This is a genomic window from Pseudomonas sp. NFR09 (assembly GCF_900111535.1).
Taxonomy (GTDB): domain Bacteria; phylum Pseudomonadota; class Gammaproteobacteria; order Pseudomonadales; family Pseudomonadaceae; genus Aquipseudomonas; species Aquipseudomonas extremorientalis.
This window is the reverse complement of sequence record NZ_FOIH01000016.1, coordinates 101,749-122,806: the sequence shown is the minus strand read 5'-3', so window position 1 is coordinate 122,806 and position 21,058 is coordinate 101,749. Positions and strand designations below refer to the sequence as shown.

The window sequence follows — 21,058 nt, the reverse complement described above, 5'->3', positions numbered from 1 at the left end:
GTTCGAACCGGCCCTGGGACACCAGATTCGAGGCCTCGTACAGATTCGTCTGGCGGGGCTTTTTTGTGGGCGTTTTCCGAAGATGGGTCGAACCTTGCCAGGGTTCTAGGTTCACACCACTGGCATCGTGTATTTATAGCGATTCGTGTATCCCATGAGCAGCCGGACTGCGTCTGAGTCTTGTAGCAAATAATCCCCCGGAAACAGCGCATACCGCCTGTCCGGACCCGGCCACCCCGGACTATCATGCCGGTAGCCCTGTCTCTCACTGCAAGGAGCCGCTCGGAACGCCGATGCGCCAGATCTGGAAATCTTTTCGAGCCCTTTATTTCGCCTCCTTGATGATGCTGATCGGCTCCGGCCTGCTCAGTACCTACCTGGCCTTGCGCCTGGCGGCCGACCAGGTGGACAGCCTGTGGGTCGGTGCGCTGATGGCGGCCAACTATTTCGGCCTGGTGCTGGGCGGCAAGATCGGCCACCGCCTGATCGCCCGGGTCGGGCATATACGTGCTTATGCAACCTGCGCCGGCATTGTCGGCGCGGCGGTGCTGGGCCATGGCCTGGTCGACTGGCTGCCGGCCTGGATCGTGCTGCGGATCATCGTGGGCCTGGGGATGATGTGCCAGTACATGGTCATCGAGAGCTGGCTCAATGAACAGGCCGACGCCAAGCAGCGCGGCGTGGTGTTCAGCGGCTATATGATCGCGTCCTACCTGGGGCTGGTGCTCGGCCAGTTGATCCTGGTCATGCACCCTCAGCTCGGCCTCGAATTGCTGATGCTGGTCGCGCTGTGCTTTGCGCTGTGCCTGGTGCCGGTGGCCATGACTCGCCGTATTCACCCTGCGCCCCTGCATCCGGCGCCGATGGAGCCACGCTTCTTCATAAAGCGCGTGCCGCAGTCGTTGAGTACCGTGCTGGGCGCAGGGGTGATCGTGGGCTCGTTCTACGGCCTGGCGCCGCTTTATGCCTCCCAGCAAGGCCTGACTACCGAGCAGGTGGGTCTGTTCATGGGTAGCTGTATTTTTGCCGGCCTGTTGGTGCAGTGGCCGTTGGGCTGGTTGTCGGACCGCTATGATCGCGCGCTGCTGATTCGTTGCTTTGCCCTGTGCCTGGCGGTGGCGGCGCTACCGCTGGCGATACTGACCAAAGTGCCACTTGAAGTGCTGTTCGTGGCGGGCTTCTTGTGTTCCCTGGTGCAGTTCTGTTTGTACCCGCTGGCGGTGGCGTTCTCCAACGATCATGTGGAAGGCGACCGTCGTGTCTCGCTTACCGCCATGCTGCTGGTGACCTACGGTGTCGGCGCGAGCATCGGGCCGTTGCTGGCCGGTGTGGTGATGAAGATGTTTGGCAGTCACATGCTGTATGCGTTTTTCAGCCTGTGTGCGCTGATCCTGGTGTGGCGGATTCGGCCGAAAGCCGTGACTAACCTGCATCAGGTGGATGACGCGCCGTTGCATCACGTGGCGATGCCCGACAGCATGTCCAGCTCGCCGTTGGTCGCCTGCCTCGATCCGCGGGTGGACGAGGCGGTGGTGCAGGAGCAGATGCAAACCGCCACGCCGGAACCCGAGCCGGAAACGGTCACGCCGGTCGACGAGCCGCTTTTTGAGGGGCCGCCTGAGCCACCGGGCCCGGACGAGCATCCTCACGACTTGAGCAGGGCGCGCCCCTGAATGCAAAAAAAACGGGCAGATCCCATCAGGGGCTGCCCGTTTTTTTGCTGCGATCTTTGAGTTTAAAAATCGTCGTCTTTGTCGAAACGCCGTGCTTCGCGTTGCAGTTGGTACACAAAGCGCTCGACCTGGCGCTGCACCAAACCACTCATATTGTGGAAGCGCACGCCGGCAAACGTGGTGTTGATCTTTTCTTCGAAATGCAGGTAACGCAGTTCGACCGAAGTGGTCATGCTGCCAAAGGGCAGGGCGGCGATGAAGCGGTCGTAGACCTGGCCCAGTTGCAGGCGCTCGGAGATGTCTCCTTCGAAGCGCAATTTGCAACCTGTGGCGGAAATATCCAGCAGCTTGCCGCTGGCCGGGGCCTTGAGCTTCTCGCCACCCAGCTCGATGTTCACCAGTTGCGCCAGTTTCAATGCCGCGCGAAAGGCATTGCGACGCTGGTGGTAGACCACTTCGCTGGGCAGGCTACCGGTGTAGATGCGGTGGCCGTCCTTTTCGCTGATGCTCAGGTTGCCATTGCTTTCCCAGGCGACACGCACGCCGTCGTGGAAACCTTCGATACGGAAGGGTTCGCCGTTTTCAAGGTGGCGTTCGCCATCGCGAGGAATCATTTCATCCAGGGCCAACGTGCCGCTGTCCCGATTGACGTCTACCAGGTAGCTCTGAAAGCGCTGGCTGCGTTCATGGAAGGTGATGATCAGCGGGTCATGGCTTTCTTGCAGCATGCGCAAGGTACTGGCGATTTCCAGAGGCGTGGTGAGGACCTTGGGTGGCTGCGGGGCATCTTCCGCATTAAGGGCGTTGAACACGGTTCTTCCATCTCCAGACAAAATACGACTACACGCAAGAGCAGGCATTCTGCCAGTATGTGGCGCGCCTTGGATAGGCCGCGCTGTAAACCGGCGTCAGGCTTGGCTGCGGGTGCTTGGCTTGACCAGGCGCGAGGTGGAACCCTGAGCGTTGTAAAGCGCTGGAGGCTCTCCGCCGTGAAGTATACGCAACTGGTTGGCGGTCGTGGCTTGCTGAAGCTGGATCGACTGACCGTTGAGCTGGTTGGCTTCCTGGCACTGGGTGAGCAATTGGTTGAGTGCTTTGCTCTGGGCCAGTAGTTGATCGCCGACCGAGGAGTGGCTGGCCAGCTGCGCGAGCCCATCATGGTCGGCCGGCAGGCCCAGGCTGACGAGGATCTCGCTGCGTTTTTTGCCGTGCTGTTCCAGCAGGACAATCAGCGATTGCTTGCGCGCCAGAATTTCTTCCAGCAGGGGCATGTCCCGGCCGTAAAGGGCCAGGGATTCTTCCCTGAGCAGCTCCAGCAGCAATTGCGTCGGTGCTAGATCATCAATGATCAGTTGAAGCAGGGTTTCGTCGTGATGCATGGCTGGCCTTGGGGTTTAAGCGTCCAAAAGCCCGGCGCAGGCCTTTGCCTAGCGCTCGGCTTCGAAATTAAGCAGCTTGCTGGCTACACGGTTGCTGTCGACTTTATAGCTGCCATCGGCGATTGCCTGTTTCAATTCGGCCACACGGGCTTTATTGACCACCGGTTGATCGCGCAGCGAGTCAGTGACCTTCTGCAACTGTTGAGCCTCATTGCTCAGGTGTACGGATTCCCCGCTCTGGCTGGCGCTGGCCTGTTCTGCCTTGACGGGCACTGGCTGGGCCTTGGCTTCTACGCTGTCCTTGGTGCCGGCAGTGCGCGTAGGGGCCGACGTCGTCGGGGTGTTATTCAAACGGCTGAAATCGATGACCATGATCAAAAAACCTCTGGGTATTTGGACGCTTGCCATGTTTTCGGCCATATCTGGACAAACTTTAGGCTCGAATGACAATAAACTGCACAGGCCGGCATCCAACCGACAGTGTAGGAAAAGCTGGCGTCTGATACCAGTGGTCTATAAAGCCACCTCCACTTGGCCGGGGGCCGTGACCCGCGCCTTGATCACCCGGTTGGAGTTGAGATTCTTCACGCGGATCTGTTCGCTCATGCCGCCGTTGGACAAGGCCTCCCCCGGCATTTTGACCTGCAGCGCGCCACTGCTGGCGGAAATCACTACCTGGTCGCCTTTGCGAATCACCTCGGCCTGCTCCAACTGCACCAGGGTGATGACCTGATCGGTGACCACTGGTCGGGTCAGTTTCTGCCCGACGGCCTGGTCGAGGGAGGTCAGGTAGCCCTGGCTGATCATGCTGATGTCGCGCTCGCGCAACACCACGTCTTCGAAACCGATAATGCCCGTGCGTTTAAGTGGACGGGCAACCACCACCACATCGCGGAATAATTTGACCTGAGCGGGCACGAACACCGTCCAGGGTGAGGCGCCGTCGCAACGCACCTTGACCGTTACACGACCGATGGGCTGGGCGGGGCTTTCCAGGGTGGCTGTCAATTCCTTGTCGCACATTGGCATGCGCAGGCGCGGGTCCAACTGGTTGACCTGGATTTCGTAACGCCCCGGCGTCTGTGTGGTCGCCAGATAATCTTCTACAGTGAACTCAAGAAAGCCCTGGGTGACGCCGATAAGTAGATCAGGCAAGGTGACGTTATCTGCGCGGGCCGTGGCGCCCAGGCCCAAGGCAAGCAGTGCCAGCGGCGCGCAGAGCAGTCTGCAATACCGTGTCAGGTGGAGGCGTCGGGAAACTGTCGTTTTAATATCCATGACCAATAAATAGCAAAGCTCGTGCCGTTTAGTGTTGGGTGCGCGTCACTGCCCTTATAGGTATGGCCGAAGGTTTTAGCGTGGGAGTCAAGGCATGGCAGGAGTAATGGATTCAGTAAACCAGCGCACACAGCTGGTGGGGCAGAATCGCCTGGAGTTGTTGCTTTTTCGCCTGGATGGCAAGCAGTTGTATGGCATCAACGTGTTCAAGGTGCGGGAAGTGCTGCAATGCCCCAAGCTGACGATCATGCCCAAGTCCAGCCCGGTGGTGTGTGGCGTTGCCAACATACGTGGCGCGACGATCCCGATTCTTGATCTGGCCCTGGCCACCGGTTCCGCCGGGTTGCAGGACCGCGAAAACCCGTTCGTGATCATTACCGAGTACAACACCAAGACCCAGGGTTTCCTGGTGCGCTCGGTGGAGCGCATCGTCAACATGAACTGGGAAGAGATCCATCCGCCACCCAAGGGCACCGGTCGCGATCACTACCTTACGGCGGTGACGCGGGTCGACAACCAGCTGGTGGAAATCATCGACGTCGAGAAAATCCTCGCCGAAGTGGCGCCTACCTCTGAGTCGATCTCCGTGGGTGTGGTGGACGCCGAAACCGCGCACAAGGCAGTCTCACTGCGCGTGCTCACGGTGGACGACTCGTCCGTGGCGCGCAAGCAGGTGACCCGTTGCCTGCAAACCGTCGGGGTTGAAGTGGTCGCCCTCAATGATGGTCGCCAGGCGTTGGACTACCTGCGCAAGCTGGTGGACGACGGCAAGAAGCCGGAGGAAGAATTCTTGATGATGATCTCCGACATCGAGATGCCGGAAATGGACGGCTATACCCTCACGGCCGAGATCCGCAACGATCCACGCATGCAAAAATTGCATATCATCCTGCATACTTCGTTGTCGGGTGTATTCAACCAGGCGATGGTCAAGAAGGTCGGTGCCGATGACTTTTTGGCCAAATTCCGTCCTGATGACCTGGCATCCCGGGTTGTCGACCGGATCAAGGCAGCAGATCACAGCTAAGGTGTTTCCCTTGGCGGTCATACGATTTTAGAGGCGGTATCAGTGTCTACAGGTAATTTGGATTTTGAACAGTTCCGGGTCTTCCTGGAAAAAGCCTGTGGCATATTGCTCGGTGAAAACAAGCAGTACCTGGTATCCAGCCGTCTCAACAAACTGATGGAGCAGCAGGGTATCAAGTCGTTGGGTGAGCTGGTCCAGCGCATCCAGGGCCAGCCGCGCAGCGGGCTCAAGGAGATGGTGGTCGATGCCATGACCACCAACGAAACCCTGTGGTTTCGCGATACCTACCCGTTTGAAGTGCTCAAGAGCAAAGTGCTGCCGGAGGCCATCAAGGCCAGCCCGGGCCAGCGCCTGCGTATCTGGTCGGCCGCCTGTTCCTCGGGGCAGGAACCGTACTCTATTTCGATGTCCATCGATGAGTTCGAGCGGACCAACATGGGCCAGTTGAAGGCCGGGGCGCAAATCGTGGCCACCGACCTGTCCGGCACCATGCTCACCAACTGCAAGACCGGCGAGTACGACAGCCTGGCCTTGGGGCGTGGTTTGTCCCAGGAACGCCTGCAGCGTTACTTCGACCCGAAAGGGGCGGGACGCTGGGCGGTCAAGGCGCCGATCAAGAACCGTGTGGAGTTCCGCTCCTTCAACCTGCTCGACAGCTATGCCAGCCTGGGCAAGTTCGACATGGTGTTCTGCCGCAACGTGCTGATCTACTTCTCGGCCGAAGTGAAGAAAGACATCCTGCTGCGCATCCACGGCACGCTCAAGCGCGGTGGTTATCTGTTCCTTGGCGCTTCTGAGGCGCTGAACGGTCTGCCGGACCATTTCCAGATGGTGCAATGCAGCCCGGGGATCATCTACCAGGCCAAGTAAGGCTGACGCGGTAAAAAAATGTGGGAGGGGGCTTGCCCCCGATGCCGGTGTGTCAGTGATCGATGTATCAACTGAACCGCTGCCATCGGGGCAAGCCCCCTCCCACATTTGTTTGCGGCAAACCCAAGTAAAGCGGCAACCCTCATTGCCGCTTTACTGGCGCCACGCGGAAACCGCTTGCCGCTTTTCTGGCATTGCCGCTGGCAACCTCCTCCAGAACCCTTGATATACGGGCCTTCGCAAGGTTGGCATGCACCTTGCTATAACCCTGGTAACGAAAAGCAGGTCAGCCCTTGAAGGTTTCCGCCATGAGCATCAGCTTCGATAAAGCGCTCGGTATCCACGAACAAGCCCTGGGCTTCCGCGCCCAGCGTGCCGAAGTCCTGGCCAACAACATTGCCAACGCCGACACCCCGAACTACAAGGCTCGGGACCTGGACTTCTCCGCCGTGCTCGCCGCACAGCAAGACAAGACCAAGAACGGCACCTTCGCCTTGAACATGACCAACAGCCGTCATATCGAAGCGCAAGGCTTGAGCAATGGCGACGAGTCGTTGCTGTATCGCACGCCGATGCAGCCGTCGATCGACCAGAACACCGTCGACGCCCAGTTGGAGCAATCGGCCTACGCCGAGAACTCGGTGAACTTCCAAGCCAGCTTTACCCTGCTCAACAGCAAATTCAAAGGGCTGATGTCAGCCCTGCGTGGAGAGTAAGCCATGTCCCTGTCCAGTGTTTTCAATATTGCCGGCAGTGGCATGAGCGCGCAGACCACGCGTTTGAACACCGTCGCCAGTAACATCGCCAACGCCGAGACCGTGTCTTCGAGCATTGACCAGACCTACCGCGCCCGTCACCCGGTGTTCGCCACCATGTTCCAGGCTGGCCAGAACGGTGGCAGTGATTCGCTGTTCCAGGACCAGGGTGCCGCCGGCTCCGGCGTGCAGGTGCTCGGTGTGGTTGAAGATCAGAGCAACCTTGAAGCGCGCTACGAACCCAACCATCCCGCCGCGAACGAAAAGGGTTATGTCTACTACCCCAACGTCAACGTGGTCGAGGAAATGGCTGACATGATTTCCGCCAGCCGCTCGTTCCAGACCAATGCGGAAATGATGAACACCGCCAAAACCATGATGCAGAAGGTCCTGACCCTGGGTCAGTGATAAGGGGCGCCAAATAATGGCCATCGTTGATACATCAAACAACACGCCGGTCCAGGACCTTTTCAATTCGAAGGTCAAGACCGCGCAAGACAACAGCAGCGTTGGCGACGCCGCCAAGTCGGCGACGGGCAACCAATCACTGGGCAAGGATGCGTTCCTGCAACTGCTGGTAACCCAGCTGAAAAACCAGAACCCGCTGTCGCCGCAAGACAACGGCGCGTTCGTGGCGCAACTGGCGCAGTTCAGCAGCCTGGAAGGCATCAACACCCTGAACGACTCGGTGAATGCGATCTCCAGCAACTTCAGCTCGTCGCAGGCGTTGCAGGCTTCGTCGCTGGTCGGGCGCTCGATCATCATCCAGACCGACAAGGCCATGGTGGATACGAGCAAGAGCATGACCGGTTCGGTGGCGGTGACCTCGGCGGTGGGCAACGTCTCCGTCAAGATCACCGACAAAGACGGCAACGTGGTGCGCACCATCGACATGGGGGCCCAGAGCGCCGGCACCCAGAACTTCATCTGGGATGGCAAGAACGACAAGGGCGAGGTTGCCCCGGCGGGCACCTACACCTTCAACGCCACCACCAAGAACGACAAGGGCGACTCCGTGGCCCTGGCCACTTCGCTGCCCGCGACGGTAACGAGCGTGACCCTGAGCAAGACCGGCGGCGAAATGCTGCTGAACCTGGCGGGCGGCATGGGCAGCGTCAAGCTGTCGCAAATTCAGACTATCGGTACATAGAGCCGGCTAAATACGGCAGAGGGAGAGAAACATGTCTTTTAACATCGGCCTTAGCGGCCTCTATGCGGCCAACAAACAACTGGACGTGACCGGCAACAACATCGCCAACGTCGCGACCACGGGCTTCAAGTCGTCCCGTGCGGAATTCGCCGACATCTACGCCGCGTCCAAGCTGGGCACCGGCCAGAACAGCATCGGCAACGGTGTGAACCTGGCGGCCGTGTCGCAGCAGTTCACCCAAGGTGACGTCAACGGCAGCGGCGGGATCCTGGACATGGCGATCCAGGGGGGCGGCTTCTTCGTGCAGAAGGGCAGCGACGGTTCGCTGGAGTACACCCGCAGCGGTGCCTTCCGTGCCGACAAAGACGGCTACATCACCAACAACACCGGCACTTCGCGCCTGCAAGGCTACGCGGCAGATGCGGATGGCAAGATCATCAAGGGCGGCCTGACCGACCTGCAACTGAACCTGTCGAACCTGCCGCCCAAGGCCTCCACCAAAGTGGATTCCACCAGTAACCTGAACTCCTCGGAGCCGGTGATCGACCAGGTGGCCAAGCCGTTCAACCCGAACGACACCAGCACCTTTACCACCCAGTACAGCACCACCTTGTACGACTCCCAGGGCAACGCGCACCCGATGGTGCAATACCTGGTGAAAACCGACGGTAACAAGTGGAATGCCTATACCCTGATCGATGGTCGCAACCCTAATGGTTCGGCGCCAACCGGCACCCCATCGACCCCACCTGTGCCATCGACCTTGACCTTTGACGGCGCCGGCAAGCTCACCAGTGTGGTCACCGGTGGTGTCTCCGATAAGACCCTGACCATTACCGGTTGGGTTCCTGGCACCGTGACCAATGGTGTGTGGAAGGCCAACGGTGCGGATGCGAACCCAACAGGTATCGCCGTCAACATGGCCAACATCACCCAGTACAACTCGGCCACCTACCGCAACCCACCGGTCACCGATGGCTACGCCACCGGCCAGATCACCGGGCTGAAAATCGACGGCAGCGGCGTGTTGTTCGCCACGTTCAGCAACCAGCAGAGCAAGGCCATCGGCCAGATCTCCCTGGCCAGCTTCAACAACGAGCAGGGCCTGCAGCCAGCCGGCGGTACTACCTGGAGAGAGACCTTCGCCTCCGGCCAGCCGGGTTACGACACCCCGCAAGCCGGTACCCTGGGTTCGATCGTGGCCAACTCCCTGGAGAACTCCAACGTCAACCTGACCAACGAGCTGGTGGACCTGATCAAGGCCCAGAGCAACTACCAGGCGAACGCCAAGACCATCTCCACCCAGAGCACCATCATGCAGACCATCATTCAGATGACGTGATGCTGTTGGCCTGACGTTCCAGCCCAGGAAAGCCCCTCGAGAGAGGGGCTTTTTTTTGCGTGCAGTTCTATATCCCGATCTTTCCAACAGGAACCGATCACTCCGTTCTTTCCACTTATCCAGACGTAAGACATTTTGGATCATACAGGGGGAGCGCTAGGTATGTGGGGGTCGTCAGCATCTGCCCAAGAGGCTGGAGGTGCGCGTCATAGTGTGGCCTGGGATCGGTATTACCCGGTAGATGTGAACCGTTCGCAGAGTGCAGCGCAAGACACAGGCTCCAATAAGCAAACGATCAGTCAGTTGCTCAAGGAACTTGAAGATGCCGAGAAAACGTCGAAGAACCAGACCGTTCGGGATCTGCGTGACAAGCTCAATAAAATACGAGAAGAACTTGGCGATGAGAAATTCAAGGAGATCCTCGAGGAGCTGAAGAAAGGCAGGACTGACGCCTGGTGGGAGTGGTTGAAGGCAATGTTTCCGGGCCTGTTTCCCGATGAGCGTCCTCCCGCGCCTCCCTCGCAGGCACCTTCTCCGCGCGGCACAGGCGGCGTTAGAGTCAATCCGCAAGACTTTGGCCCCTCCGAAGCCATGAGCAACAAGCCCATTACCGAGGGGGCTAACTATTTCAATTACAAACCAGACAACAGTGACCCAGGTAGAAAACCGGACAATATCTGGAGCGGCTTCAGTCAGGGGCCGGATGGAAACTGCATCACCGTTTCGGCGATAAAAGCCGCAATGATGCAGTTCGGCCAGAAACCTACCGATGTGTTCAAGGAGGTTAAGGAAACGAGCAACGGCTATGAAGTGATGATGCGAGACGGTTTCAAGCTTTCCTTGACCAAAGATGAGTTGAGACAGGCTGCTACTCACGCGCGCTTCAGGGGCGATGATCCGGCGATGATGACGGACGCCAATTTCATGTATGCCGCGAGTGCCAAGCGGGCGCAGATAGAAAACAACGACGGTTGGGCCGGGCGCAGTTTCCAGGCGGCAATGAACAGCCTCAATGATGGTGAGTTCGCGCGTGAAGGGCTGGACCGTTTGGGCTTGAGAGGCCATTACAGGCCGGCGACAGACGCTGATTTGAGAAGCAGCAAAGTGGGGACGGTGGAGTACGGCAACCATTCGATGGCGGTGATCAACGGCCGGGTCGAGTTGTGGGGCCGGCGCGGTGGCGCGCCTCGGTCGGGTATAGCGACCGTGTTGTTTTAGGTCGAATACGCTTTGTTTCCGGGCAAAAGAAAGCCCCCGGTACACCAAAGGTCTATCGGGGGCTTTCAACCTTGGGTTAAACCCAAGGCAGGCTCAGCTTACTGGCAAGCTTCGCAATCCGGCTCGTCAATCGCGCAGGCTTTTGGCACTGGCGCCGGGCCGGCTGGCGCAGCAAGCACCGAATCATCACCGTGGTTGCCGCCGCTGGAAACCGCGTTCAGCTTACCGGTGTTGATGGTCGACTTCTCGGTGCTGGTCGCGGCCAGGGCACGGAGGTAGTAAGTGGTTTTCAGGCCACGGTACCAGGCCATGCGGTAGGTCACGTCCAGCTTCTTGCCCGAAGCGCCGGCGATGTACAGGTTCAGGGACTGCGCCTGGTCGATCCACTTCTGGCGACGGCTGGCGGCGTCAACGATCCACTTGGTGTCTACTTCGAAGGCGGTCGCGTAGAGCTCCTTGAGTTCTTGCGGGATGCGCTCGATCTGTTGCACGGAACCGTCGTAGTACTTCAGGTCGTTGATCATGACCGAATCCCACAGGCCGCGAGCCTTGAGGTCGCGAACAAGGTAGGGGTTGATCACGGTGAACTCGCCCGACAGGTTCGATTTCACATACAGGTTCTGGTAGGTCGGTTCGATCGACTGCGACACGCCAGTGATGTTGGCGATGGTGGCAGTCGGTGCGATGGCCATGATGTTGGAGTTACGAATGCCTTTCTGTACACGGGCACGTACAGGCGCCCAGTCCAGGGATTCGTTCAGGTCGACGTCGATGTACTTCTGGCCACGGGCTTCGATCAGGATCTGTTGCGAATCCAGCGGCAGGATGCCCTTGGACCACAGTGAACCCTGGAACGTCTCGTAGGCGCCGCGCTCGTCGGCCAGGTCGCAGGAAGCCTGGATCGCGTAGTAGCTGACCGCTTCCATGGACTTGTCGGCGAACTCGACCGCTGCATCCGAACCGTACGGGATGTGCTGCAGGTACAGCGCGTCCTGGAAGCCCATGATGCCGAGGCCCACCGGACGGTGCTTGAAGTTGGAGTTTTGCGCCTGTGGCACCGAGTAGTAGTTGATGTCGATCACGTTGTCGAGCATGCGTACGGCGGTGTTGACGGTGCGCTCCAGCTTGGCGGTGTCCAGCTTGCCGTTGACGATGTGGTTCGGCAGGTTGATCGAGCCCAGGTTGCAAACGGCGATCTCGTCCTTGTTGGTGTTCAAGGTGATCTCGGTGCACAGGTTCGAGCTGTGGACCACGCCCACGTGCTGCTGCGGGCTGCGCAGGTTGCACGGGTCTTTGAAGGTCAGCCATGGGTGGCCGGTTTCAAACAGCATGGACAGCATTTTGCGCCACAGGTCTTTGGCCTGGATGGTCTTGAACAGCTTGACCTTGCCTGGGTACTCGGTGAGGGCTTCGTAGTACTCGTAGCGCTCTTCGAAGGCTTTGCCGGTCAGGTCGTGCAGGTCCGGGACTTCGGATGGCGAGAACAGGGTCCACTTGCCGTCATCGAAGACACGCTTCATGAACAGGTCAGGGATCCAGTTGGCGGTGTTCATGTCGTGGGTACGACGACGATCATCACCGGTGTTCTTGCGCAGCTCGATGAACTCTTCAATGTCCATGTGCCAGGTTTCCAGGTAGGCACACACCGCGCCTTTGCGCTTGCCACCCTGGTTTACGGCGACGGCGGTGTCGTTCACCACTTTCAGGAACGGCACGACGCCCTGGGACTTGCCGTTGGTGCCCTTGATGTACGAACCCAATGCACGCACCGGGGTCCAGTCGTTGCCCAGGCCGCCGGCGAATTTGGACAGCATGGCGTTGTCGTGGATCGCATGGTAGATGCCCGACAGGTCATCTGGCACGGTGGTCAGGTAGCAGCTGGACAGCTGTGGACGCAGGGTGCCGGCGTTGAACAGGGTCGGGGTCGACGACATGTAGTCGAAGGACGACAGCAGGTTGTAGAACTCGATGGCACGGTCTTCTTTCTGCTTCTCTTCGATCGCCAGGCCCATGGCCACGCGCATGAAGAACACTTGCGGCAGTTCGAAGCGGATACCGTCCTTGTGGATGAAGTAACGGTCGTACAGGGTCTGCAGGCCCAGGTACGTGAACTGCTGGTCACGCTCGTGGTTGATCGCCTTGCCGAGTTTTTCCAGGTCGAAGGTAGCCAGGACCGGGTTCAGCAATTCGAATTCGATACCCTTGGCGATGTAGGCCGGCAGGGCCTTGGCGTACAGGTCAGCCATCTCGTGGTGGGTGGCGCTGTCGGCGACTTTCAGGAAGCCCAGGCCTTCGGCACGCAGGGTGTCCATCAGCAGGCGCGCGGTCACGAACGAGTAGTTCGGCTCACGTTCAACCAGGGTGCGGGCGGTCATCACCAGGGCGGTGTTGACGTCGGTCAGGGCCACGCCGTCGTACAGGTTCTTCAGGGTTTCGCGCTGGATCAGGTCACCGTCGACTTCTTCCAGGCCTTCGCAGGCCTCGGTGATGATGGTGTTCAGGCGGCCCAGGTCCAGCGGTGCAAAGCTGCCGTCGGCCAGGGTGATACGGATCGACGGATGCGCTTGCACGGCGGCTTCTTCGGCCGGGGAGCGTACGGCACGTTCCTTGGCACGCGAATCACGGTAGATCACGTAGTCGCGGGCGACTTTCTGCTCGCCGGCACGCATCAGGGCCAGTTCGACCTGGTCCTGGATTTCTTCGATGTGGATGGTGCCGCCCGACGGCATGCGACGCTTGAAGGTCGCGGTGACCTGTTCGGTCAGGCGGGCAACGGTGTCGTGGATGCGCGACGAAGCGGCAGCGGTGCCGCCTTCAACTGCAAGAAACGCTTTGGTGATGGCGACGGTGATTTTGTCATCGGTGTAAGGAACGACAGTGCCGTTACGCTTGATCACACGCAGTTGGCCAGGTGCGGTGGCGGACAGATCCAGGTTCGAATCAGCGGCCTGCGGCACGGAGCCTTGCGGGTTCTCGCGAGTTGTGTCGGTTTGCATGGGGGGTTGTCTCCACGTTCTATATTTGATTGCGAGTGCCAGGCTCTTCCTGCAACACCCGTACCGTTTTCCATATCGGGGATGGGAAACAGCTGCCATCCGCGTGAGCGGTTTGGTCTACTGAAAATCGGTTGGTTCCATGCTGCGCTAGCAATAAAACGCTTGAATTTCGAGCCACTTGTGTGGTTGGGCGATTTCTTCGAAAACCCCACATGTAGGGTCTTCTGTAGTGCCGAGGTACAAGATAATGCGTTTTCGAGGGGTTAGCAACGCAGTAACCTGTGGATAACGCTGTGAGTAAAATGTGTAAGAAAGGTAGAACAGCCGTGTAGGCCGCATTGCTGCTGGATTACGCCGTTTGTCATTAAATGTTTCGGCCTCAAAACAAGCAGCCCATTTTCGAAGGGCGCGAACCCTATCACAAAAAAACCTGATCACCGAATGGATTTCCCGGCTTGTGTTTGAGGGCTGGCCCATGGCTACAATCGCCTGCCTCGGGCTAAGAAGCGACCCACATCATGCCCGCCTTTTATGACAGACATTGAGGTCACCCGTGGAGCAAGAAGCCTGGCAGGTATTGATAGTCGAAGATGACCAGCGACTGGCCGAATTGACCCGTGAGTACCTGGAGGGCAACGGCCTGCGGGTCTCGGTGGAAGGCGATGGCGCCCTGGCGGCGGCGCGGATCATCGCCGAACAGCCCGACCTGGTGATCCTCGACCTGATGCTGCCCGGCGAAGACGGCCTGAGCATCTGCCGCAAGGTGCGTGAGCGCTATGACGGCGTGATCCTGATGCTCACCGCGCGCACCGACGATATGGACCAGGTGCTGGGCCTGGACATGGGCGCCGACGATTATGTGTGCAAGCCCGTGCGCCCGCGCCTGTTGCTGGCGCGCATCCAGGCCCTGCTGCGGCGCAGCGAAGCGACGGAGCCAGCCGCTGTGGAGATCCAGCGCCGCCTGCAATTCGGCCCTCTGGTGGTGGACAACGCACTGCGCGAGGCCTGGCTGAATAATGAGGGCATCGAACTGACCAGCGCCGAGTTCGACCTGCTGTGGCTGCTGGTGGCGAATGCCGGGCGCATTCTTTCCCGCGAAGAAATCTTCATTGCCCTGCGCGGCATCGGCTACGACGGTCAGGATCGCTCCATCGACGTGCGTATCTCTCGCATACGCCCCAAGATAGGTGACGACCCGATCCACCCGCGCCTGATCAAGACCATTCGCAGCAAAGGCTACCTGTTCGTCCCCGAAGCCGCCGCCGACATGCCGCTGTGAACTCGATCTTCCTGCGCATATACGGCGGCATGTGCGCGGCGCTGATCCTGGTGGCGCTGCTCGGCGTGCTGGCCCTGCACCTGCTCAACGAGGTGCGCAGCGGCCAGTACCGCGAGCGCCTGGCCCATGGCACCTTCGCCTTGATGGGTGACAACCTGCAACCCATGAGCGCCATCGAGCGCCAGCGCGCCCTGGCGGTGTGGGAGCGTTTGCTGGGGATCCCGCTGGAGTTGCGCCCGCTGGCCGATGCGCAACTGGACTTGAGCCAGCGCAATCGCCTGCAACGCGGCCAGGTGCTGGTGGAGCAGACCGGGCCGCATGCCGCGCGGGTGCTGCGTTTGGTCAGCGAACAGGAGCAGCTTGTTCTTACAGGCGAGGTTCAGCAGATCAGCGAACAACTGGCCCGCGCGACCATCTACCTGCTGGCCGATGAGCTGGTGCGCTTCCCGGTGGCCGAACAGCCGCAGCGCCTGGCAGATATAAAGGAAGCCAAGGGCTTTGGCTTTGATATGCACCTGATGACCCTCGACCAGGCCGATATGGATGAAGACCAGCGTCGTCGGGTTTCGGAAGGCGACACGGTGATGGCCCTGGGCAAGGGCGGCGATTCGATCCGCGTGTTTGCCGGTATGGTCGGTACGCCGTGGGTGCTGGAGATCGGCCCGTTGTATCAGATGAACCCTTACCCGGCGCAATGGCTGATCCTGATCGCCTTGATCGGCCTGACCCTGATCGGCCTGATCGTCTATCTATTGGTGCGCCAGCTTGAGCGTCGGCTGCGTGGCCTGGAGGCCGCCGCCACCCGCATCGCCAAGGGCAACCTGGAAGTCCGCGTGCCGGCCCGTGGCGCCGATTCGGTGGGGCGGCTGGCGGCAGCGTTCAATGGCATGGCCGAGCATTTGCATCAACTGCTGGCGATCCAGCGCGAGTTGGTGCGCGCTGTGTCCCACGAGTTGCGCACGCCGGTGGCACGCCTGCGTTTCGGCCTGGAAATGGTCGGCGACGCGGCTACTGTCGAGGCACGGCGAAAATACCTGGAAGGCATGGACAGCGACATCCAGGACCTCGATGGCCTGGTGGATGAAATGCTCACTTACGCGCGCCTGGAACAAGGCTCGCCGGAGCTGAATTTCCAGCGGGTCGACCTTGATGCGCTGCTTGATCAGGTGATCGGCGAATTATCGCCACTGCGTCCGCAAGTGACTGTGGCCCGAGGGATTTGCTTGTCTTCGGCGCATTGGGACGACGCCTGGGTCGACGCCGAACCGCGTTACCTGCACCGTGCCCTGCAGAACCTGGTGAGCAATGCCATGCGCCACGCCCAAGGCCAGGTGTTGATCAGTTATCAGGTGGGCCAGGTGCGCTGCCGCATCGACGTGGAAGACGACGGCCCCGGCGTGCCGGAAAGCGCCTGGGAGCGCATCTTCACGCCCTTTCTGCGCCTGGACGACAGTCGCACCCGTGCCTCGGGCGGGCATGGCCTGGGGTTGTCGATTGTGCGGCGGATTATCTATTGGCACGGCGGGCGGGCGTTGATCAGCAAGAGCAATAATCTGGGCGGCGCGTGTTTCAGCTTGAGTTGGCCCAGGGATCAGGATAAACCCTGATGGATCAGGCGCTGACTGCGACCAGGCTCAACAACTGCCCATCATCCACCGCAAACTGGCCCACCAATTCCTTGCCATGGCACCACTCTTCGGACAGGTCCGTCAGCAGTCTCAGCCGCAGATGCCCGCCCTCCGACCATTCCAGCAACTCGGCATGCTCAAAGTAGAAACGCTTCTGCACAATGGGGTAGAGCGCCTTGAACAGGCTCTCCTTGGCGGAGAACGTCAGCGTCACCAACAGGGCGATCCTTTCCCTTGGCAAGGCGGCCATGCGCAGTAATTCATCAGCCGTCAGGATTTCCCCCGCCAAGCGCTCGGCCCGCTCGAGGCTCAGCACATTCTCCAAGTCCATCCCCAGCCCGCGCCATTGCGCCTTGTGCCCGACAATCGCGGCGGCATGCCCGGTGCTATGGGTAATGGAACCGCTGATAGGCGCGGGCCACACCGGTGCGCGGTCTTCGCCGATCGCCGGGATGCAGTCGAGGTGATCGAGTTGTTGCAGGGCGGCACGGGCGCACAAGCGGCCGGCGAGGAACTCGGCCTGACGCTTGGCTACCGAGCGCTGGATGCTCGCCGGTGGCGGCACGGCACAGCGCTGGAAATCGCCGGCCGTGAGCAGGGCCGGGTCAAAGCGCGTGCTGAGAAACACCGTGCCGGGCAACGGTTCGGGCAGCGGCCAATGGGCGTCGAGTGGGGTGCAGCAAGCGGGCAAGGGATTCATGGTCGGTATTTTGCCGAGTTGCGGGGCGTGAGGATAGCCCACTGCGGTTCAGGTGAGGTTCAGAGCCTGTTCAGGGGGAGTTCAGGGGGGGCTGCGTAGTCTGGGGCATACAGCCAAACGCATAGAGGTAACACCATGACTGCGATCAAACAGCTGATGTTGGCGTTAACCATGCTCAGTGCAACCGCTGGGGTCCAGGCATCCGATGGCGCCTTCGCCGCATTCGGCGGTGAGAAAACCAAGAAATCCAGTACCTTGATCCAGCGTGTCAGCTTCGAAGAAGTGGGCAGCCAACCCACGCCCTGGGGCCAGTCCCTGGGCCTTGCAACACCGCAGCCGGCCTACCGCGCCGGCTATGAACACCTGACCGGCCAGTTCAATGGCATTAAACTGCGCCCGCAAGACCTGCAGGGCCGCTATGATATCCCTCTGTCGGACAGTTGAATTGCTTTGGAGAGCCTTATGAAATTGCTGGTGGTGGAAGATGAGGCGCTGCTGCGTCATCACCTGTTTACCCGCCTGACCGACAGCGGGCATGTGGTCGAGGCCGTGGCCAATGCCGAAGAAGCCCTGTACCAGACTGGCCAGTTCAACCATGACCTGGCGATCATCGACCTGGGCCTGCCCGGCATGGGCGGCCTGGACCTGATCCGCCAACTGCGTGCCCAGGCCAAGACCTTTCCGATCCTGATCCTCACCGCCCGCGGTAATTGGCAGGACAAGGTCGAAGGCCTGGCCGCGGGCGCTGACGACTACGTGGTCAAACCGTTCCAGTTCGAAGAGCTGGAGGCGCGGATGAATGCCTTGCTGCGCCGCTCCAGTGGCTTTACCCAGTCGACCATTGTGGCCGGGCCGTTGCTGCTGGATCTCAACCGCAAGCAGGCGTCGCTCGAAGAGCAGCCGCTGGCGTTGACCGCCTACGAATATCGGATCCTTGAATACCTGATGCGCCATCACCAACAAGTGGTGGCCAAGGACCGCTTGATGGAACAGCTCTACCCTGACGATGACGAGCGTGATCCGAATGTCATCGAGGTGCTGGTCGGGCGCCTGCGCCGCAAGCTGGAAGGCCCGGCCGGGTTCAAGCCGATCGACACGGTGCGTGGCCTGGGCTATCTGTTCAATGAGCGCTGCCGTTGATTCGCTCGCTACGCGTACGCTTGATGCTGGCGGCCGCCACCCTGGCCGTGCTGTTCATGCTCGGCCTGTTGCCGGCCATGCAAGGGGCGTTCAGCCTGGCGTTGCAGGACTCCATCGAGCAGCGCCTGGCGTCGGACGTCACCACCTTGATCTCTGCCGCGCGGGTCGAAAACAACCGTCTGCTGATGCCGGCGCAGTTGCCCGACGAACGCTTCAACCTCACTGACAGCCGCCTGCTCGGCTATATCTACGACCGCGAAGGCCACCTGGTGTGGCGTTCGCGGGCGACCAAAGAAGAAAACATCAACTACAAGCCGCGCTACGACGGGCGCGGTAACGAGTTTGCGCGGATTCGCGAGGCCAACGGCCAGGAATTCTTCGTGTATGACGTCGAGGTCAGGCTGCTGGGCGGCAAGAGCGCCGCCTTCAGTATCGTGGCCCTGCAACCGGTGCGCGAATACCAGTTGACCCTGGAAGGCCTGCGCGAAAATCTCTACCTGGGCTTCGGCGCAGCCTTGCTGGTGTTGTTGACCTTACTGTGGCTTGGCCTGACCTGGGGCCTGCAAGCCCTGCGCCGGCTGAGTCAGGAGCTCGACCAGATCGAAGGCGGCACCCGTGAGAGCCTCTCCGAACAACACCCCCGCGAATTGCTGCGCCTGACCGGCTCCCTCAACCGCTTGCTGCACAGCGAGCGTGAGCAACGTGCGCGCTACCGCGATTCCCTCGACGATTTGGCCCACAGCCTGAAAACCCCGCTCGCGGTGTTGCAGGGAGTGAGCGAAGAAATGGCCCAGCGTCCGGAAGATCGCGAGCAGGCCCGGGTGCTGCAATCGCAGATCGAGCGCATGAGCCAGCAGATCAGCTACCAGTTGCAGCGCGCCAGCCTGCGCAAAAGCGGCCTGGTGCGCCACCAGGTGCGCCTGGAGCCGGTGCTGCAAAGCCTGTGCGATACGCTGGGCAAGGTCTATCGCGACAAGCGCGTCAGCGTGTCCTTTGACCTGCCGGAAGAGTGTGATGTGCCAATCGAGAAGGGCGCCTTGTTGGAGCTGCTCGGCAACCTGCTGGAAAACGCCTACCGCCTGTGCGTGAGCGAAGTGCGCATCAGCCTGGTGGAAAGCCTGGAAGGCACCGAGCTGTGTATTGAGGATGACGGGCCTGGCGTGCCGCCGGATCAGCGTGCCAGGATTCTGCAGCGGGGTGAACGGCTGGACCGTCAGCACCCGGGGCAGGGGATTGGGTTGGCGGTGGTCAAGGACATCATCGAGAGCTACGGTGCGCGGTTGACCCTGGGCGATTCGCCTTTGGGTGGCGCCGCTTTCAGGATTCACTTCCCGGCTTTGTGATCTTTAGGGGGGTACAGGCCTCATCGGGGGCAAGCCCCCTCCCACATTGGCGCTACATCTTTAGCTCTCTTGGGCTCGGTAAGCCCCCGGCGTCAACCCCGTCCACTTCTTGAACGCCCGATGAAACGCCGACGGTTCGGAAAACCCCAACTGCTCGGCAATCTCCTGCAACGACAAATCCGCCCGCCCCAAATGATAGATGGCGATGTCCCGCCGCAGCTCATCCTTGAGTGCCTGAAAGCTGGTGCCTTCTTCGCGCAAATGCCTGCGCAGGGTCTGCGGGCTGATGTGCAACTGCTGGGCGACGGCTTCCAGGTCTGGCCAGGGTGTACGGTCGCCGCTGAGCAAGCGGCGGAGCTGGCTGCTCAAGCTGTCGCCTTCATCCGGCCGTGACAACAGGTCGGCGGGGGAGCGCTCGAGGAAGTGCTTGAGCGTGCGTTCGTCCTGCAACAGCGGCAGGCTCAGGTAGCGGCCGTGAAATACCAGGCTGCTGTTCGGTGCGCCGAATACCTGGGTGCAGGGAAACAGCAGGTCGTATTCGCTGGCGTGAGCCGGCATCGGGTAGCTGAAGGTGGCCTGGTGCAGGCGGATGCGTTGGCCGATCAGCCAACTGCCGAGTCGATGCCAGATCACCAGCAGGCATTCGCTGAGGAAGTGATCCGGGTCCCACAATTGCGAGTCGTCCAGGCTCAAACGGGCCATTTCGCCTTCACGTGTCAGCTGCCAGCGTGGCCCCTGCGGGAATAGGCTATAAAACAATAAGCCGCGTTCCAGGGCTTTCTCCAGGGTGCGGCAGTGGATCAATGCGTGGCACATCATGGCAAAGGTGCCGCGTTTGCTGGGGCCGTCGGCAAACCCCAGGTATTCATCGTCCAGCGCCAGCCAGAGCATTTGCAGCAACCGGGTAAATTGTTCCGGCGCGATGCGGGCGCGAGGTTCGGTCAGTAGTTCCGGGGTGATACCTGCTTGCAGCAGCAGGCCCGAGTAGTCGTAACCGACCCGACGCGCACCGCCGAGGGCTGCCCGGGCGTAATGGCTGGCGATGGTACGTTCACGCATGCGAAGGCCTCTTCCATGGACGGGCGGATGGTAGCCACCCTCGGATGGGGTCACAAGGCGGATATCCGCCAAATTGTAGGACGGGATCAGGTTGATGGGCGGAAATCCGCCACTCGATTCGGTGCTTGGGAGGGCACTTGTAAAGTACAAACCCTGATGTCTAAAGGCCTTCAGGGTTTTTCAGCAAAGTGGCACGGCGTTTGCGGTAAGGATGACAGCGC

General features: G+C 60.3%; 20 protein-coding genes. 13 read left to right on the top strand and 7 right to left on the bottom strand.

The window, feature by feature from the left end:
* Positions 1-293: 293 nt before the first annotated feature.
* Positions 294-1,673, top strand: a complete 1,380-nt coding sequence (locus tag BMX59_RS28250) for an MFS transporter (RefSeq protein ID WP_071490525.1) — start codon at positions 294-296, stop codon at positions 1,671-1,673.
* 62 nt (positions 1,674-1,735) lie between these two features.
* Here BMX59_RS28250 and BMX59_RS28245 read toward each other — a convergent pair whose 3' ends face one another.
* The 4 genes from BMX59_RS28245 to flgA all read right to left on the bottom strand — a co-directional run bounded on the left by BMX59_RS28245 (position 1,736) and on the right by flgA (position 4,330).
* On the bottom strand, positions 1,736-2,485 hold the full coding sequence (locus BMX59_RS28245; protein ID WP_093128159.1) for a flagellar brake protein: 750 nt from the start codon (positions 2,483-2,485) through the stop codon (positions 1,736-1,738).
* 96 nt (positions 2,486-2,581) lie between these two features.
* The gene (locus tag BMX59_RS28240) at positions 2,582-3,052 is read right to left on the bottom strand and encodes a flagella synthesis protein FlgN (protein ID WP_071490523.1); all 471 of its coding nucleotides are present in this window, start codon (positions 3,050-3,052) and stop codon (positions 2,582-2,584) included.
* Positions 3,053-3,100: 48 nt separating this feature from the next.
* On the bottom strand, positions 3,101-3,424 hold the full coding sequence (gene flgM / locus BMX59_RS28235) for a flagellar biosynthesis anti-sigma factor FlgM (protein ID WP_071490522.1): 324 nt from the start codon (positions 3,422-3,424) through the stop codon (positions 3,101-3,103).
* Between the two features lie 141 nt (positions 3,425-3,565).
* Complete coding sequence (gene flgA / locus BMX59_RS28230; RefSeq protein WP_092242486.1) at positions 3,566-4,330, bottom strand: flagellar basal body P-ring formation chaperone FlgA; 765 nt, start codon at positions 4,328-4,330, stop codon at positions 3,566-3,568.
* A 94-nt stretch (positions 4,331-4,424) separates the two neighbouring features.
* On the opposite strand from flgA, the gene BMX59_RS28225 reads away from it, so the two are divergent.
* From BMX59_RS28225 to BMX59_RS28195, 7 genes are all read left to right on the top strand, one after another.
* On the top strand, positions 4,425-5,357 hold the full coding sequence (locus BMX59_RS28225; RefSeq protein ID WP_071490521.1) for a chemotaxis protein CheV: 933 nt from the start codon (positions 4,425-4,427) through the stop codon (positions 5,355-5,357).
* 42 nt (positions 5,358-5,399) lie between these two features.
* Positions 5,400-6,227 carry a protein-glutamate O-methyltransferase CheR gene (gene cheR, locus BMX59_RS28220; protein WP_027607785.1) on the top strand — a complete coding sequence of 276 codons (828 nt, stop codon included), beginning with the start codon at positions 5,400-5,402 and terminating at the stop codon, positions 6,225-6,227.
* A 308-nt stretch (positions 6,228-6,535) separates the two neighbouring features.
* Complete coding sequence (gene flgB / locus BMX59_RS28215) at positions 6,536-6,943, top strand: flagellar basal body rod protein FlgB (protein WP_010208346.1); 408 nt, start codon at positions 6,536-6,538, stop codon at positions 6,941-6,943.
* Positions 6,944-6,946: 3 nt separating this feature from the next.
* A complete protein-coding gene (flgC, locus tag BMX59_RS28210; protein WP_058427493.1) occupies positions 6,947-7,390 on the top strand; it encodes a flagellar basal body rod protein FlgC in 444 nt (147 codons plus the stop codon).
* Between the two features lie 16 nt (positions 7,391-7,406).
* A complete protein-coding gene (flgD, locus tag BMX59_RS28205; RefSeq protein ID WP_093128156.1) occupies positions 7,407-8,132 on the top strand; it encodes a flagellar hook assembly protein FlgD in 726 nt (241 codons plus the stop codon).
* Between the two features lie 31 nt (positions 8,133-8,163).
* Positions 8,164-9,474: a flagellar hook protein FlgE gene (flgE, locus tag BMX59_RS28200; RefSeq protein WP_093128154.1), complete on the top strand. Its 1,311-nt coding sequence runs from the start codon at positions 8,164-8,166 to the stop codon at positions 9,472-9,474.
* A gap of 162 nt (positions 9,475-9,636) precedes the next feature.
* Positions 9,637-10,692, top strand: coding sequence for a hypothetical protein (locus BMX59_RS28195; RefSeq protein WP_093128152.1), 1,056 nt, complete (start codon positions 9,637-9,639; stop codon positions 10,690-10,692).
* A 98-nt stretch (positions 10,693-10,790) separates the two neighbouring features.
* Here BMX59_RS28195 and BMX59_RS28190 read toward each other — a convergent pair whose 3' ends face one another.
* Positions 10,791-13,688 carry a ribonucleoside-diphosphate reductase subunit alpha gene (locus BMX59_RS28190; RefSeq protein WP_071490518.1) on the bottom strand — a complete coding sequence of 966 codons (2,898 nt, stop codon included), beginning with the start codon at positions 13,686-13,688 and terminating at the stop codon, positions 10,791-10,793.
* A 553-nt stretch (positions 13,689-14,241) separates the two neighbouring features.
* Here BMX59_RS28190 and BMX59_RS28185 point away from each other — a divergent pair.
* Both BMX59_RS28185 and BMX59_RS28180 read left to right on the top strand, forming a co-directional pair.
* Positions 14,242-14,967 carry a response regulator gene (locus BMX59_RS28185; RefSeq protein ID WP_093128150.1) on the top strand — a complete coding sequence of 242 codons (726 nt, stop codon included), beginning with the start codon at positions 14,242-14,244 and terminating at the stop codon, positions 14,965-14,967.
* Positions 14,964-16,574: an ATP-binding protein gene (locus BMX59_RS28180; RefSeq protein WP_093128148.1), complete on the top strand. Its 1,611-nt coding sequence runs from the start codon at positions 14,964-14,966 to the stop codon at positions 16,572-16,574. Before BMX59_RS28185 ends, BMX59_RS28180 begins: the two co-directional genes overlap by 4 nt.
* A 4-nt stretch (positions 16,575-16,578) precedes the next feature.
* On the opposite strand, the gene BMX59_RS28175 is transcribed toward BMX59_RS28180, so the two are convergent.
* On the bottom strand, positions 16,579-17,295 hold the full coding sequence (locus BMX59_RS28175; protein ID WP_093128146.1) for a 4'-phosphopantetheinyl transferase family protein: 717 nt from the start codon (positions 17,293-17,295) through the stop codon (positions 16,579-16,581).
* 135 nt (positions 17,296-17,430) lie between these two features.
* On the opposite strand from BMX59_RS28175, the gene BMX59_RS28170 reads away from it, so the two are divergent.
* Genes BMX59_RS28170 through BMX59_RS28160 form a run of 3 tightly spaced genes read left to right on the top strand, consistent with a single transcriptional unit; the run spans position 17,431 to position 19,778 of the window.
* On the top strand, positions 17,431-17,739 hold the full coding sequence (locus BMX59_RS28170) for a hypothetical protein (RefSeq protein WP_093128144.1): 309 nt from the start codon (positions 17,431-17,433) through the stop codon (positions 17,737-17,739).
* 18 nt (positions 17,740-17,757) lie between these two features.
* Positions 17,758-18,435 (top strand): response regulator, encoded by a 678-nt coding sequence (locus tag BMX59_RS28165; protein WP_092242509.1) that lies wholly within the window; start codon positions 17,758-17,760, stop codon positions 18,433-18,435.
* Entirely contained in the window at positions 18,432-19,778 is a 1,347-nt protein-coding gene (locus BMX59_RS28160; protein ID WP_093128142.1) for an ATP-binding protein, read from the top strand. Before BMX59_RS28165 ends, BMX59_RS28160 begins: the two co-directional genes overlap by 4 nt.
* A gap of 60 nt (positions 19,779-19,838) precedes the next feature.
* On the opposite strand, the gene BMX59_RS28155 is transcribed toward BMX59_RS28160, so the two are convergent.
* Positions 19,839-20,837: an AraC family transcriptional regulator gene (locus BMX59_RS28155; protein WP_071490512.1), complete on the bottom strand. Its 999-nt coding sequence runs from the start codon at positions 20,835-20,837 to the stop codon at positions 19,839-19,841.
* Positions 20,838-21,058: the final 221 nt, after the last annotated feature.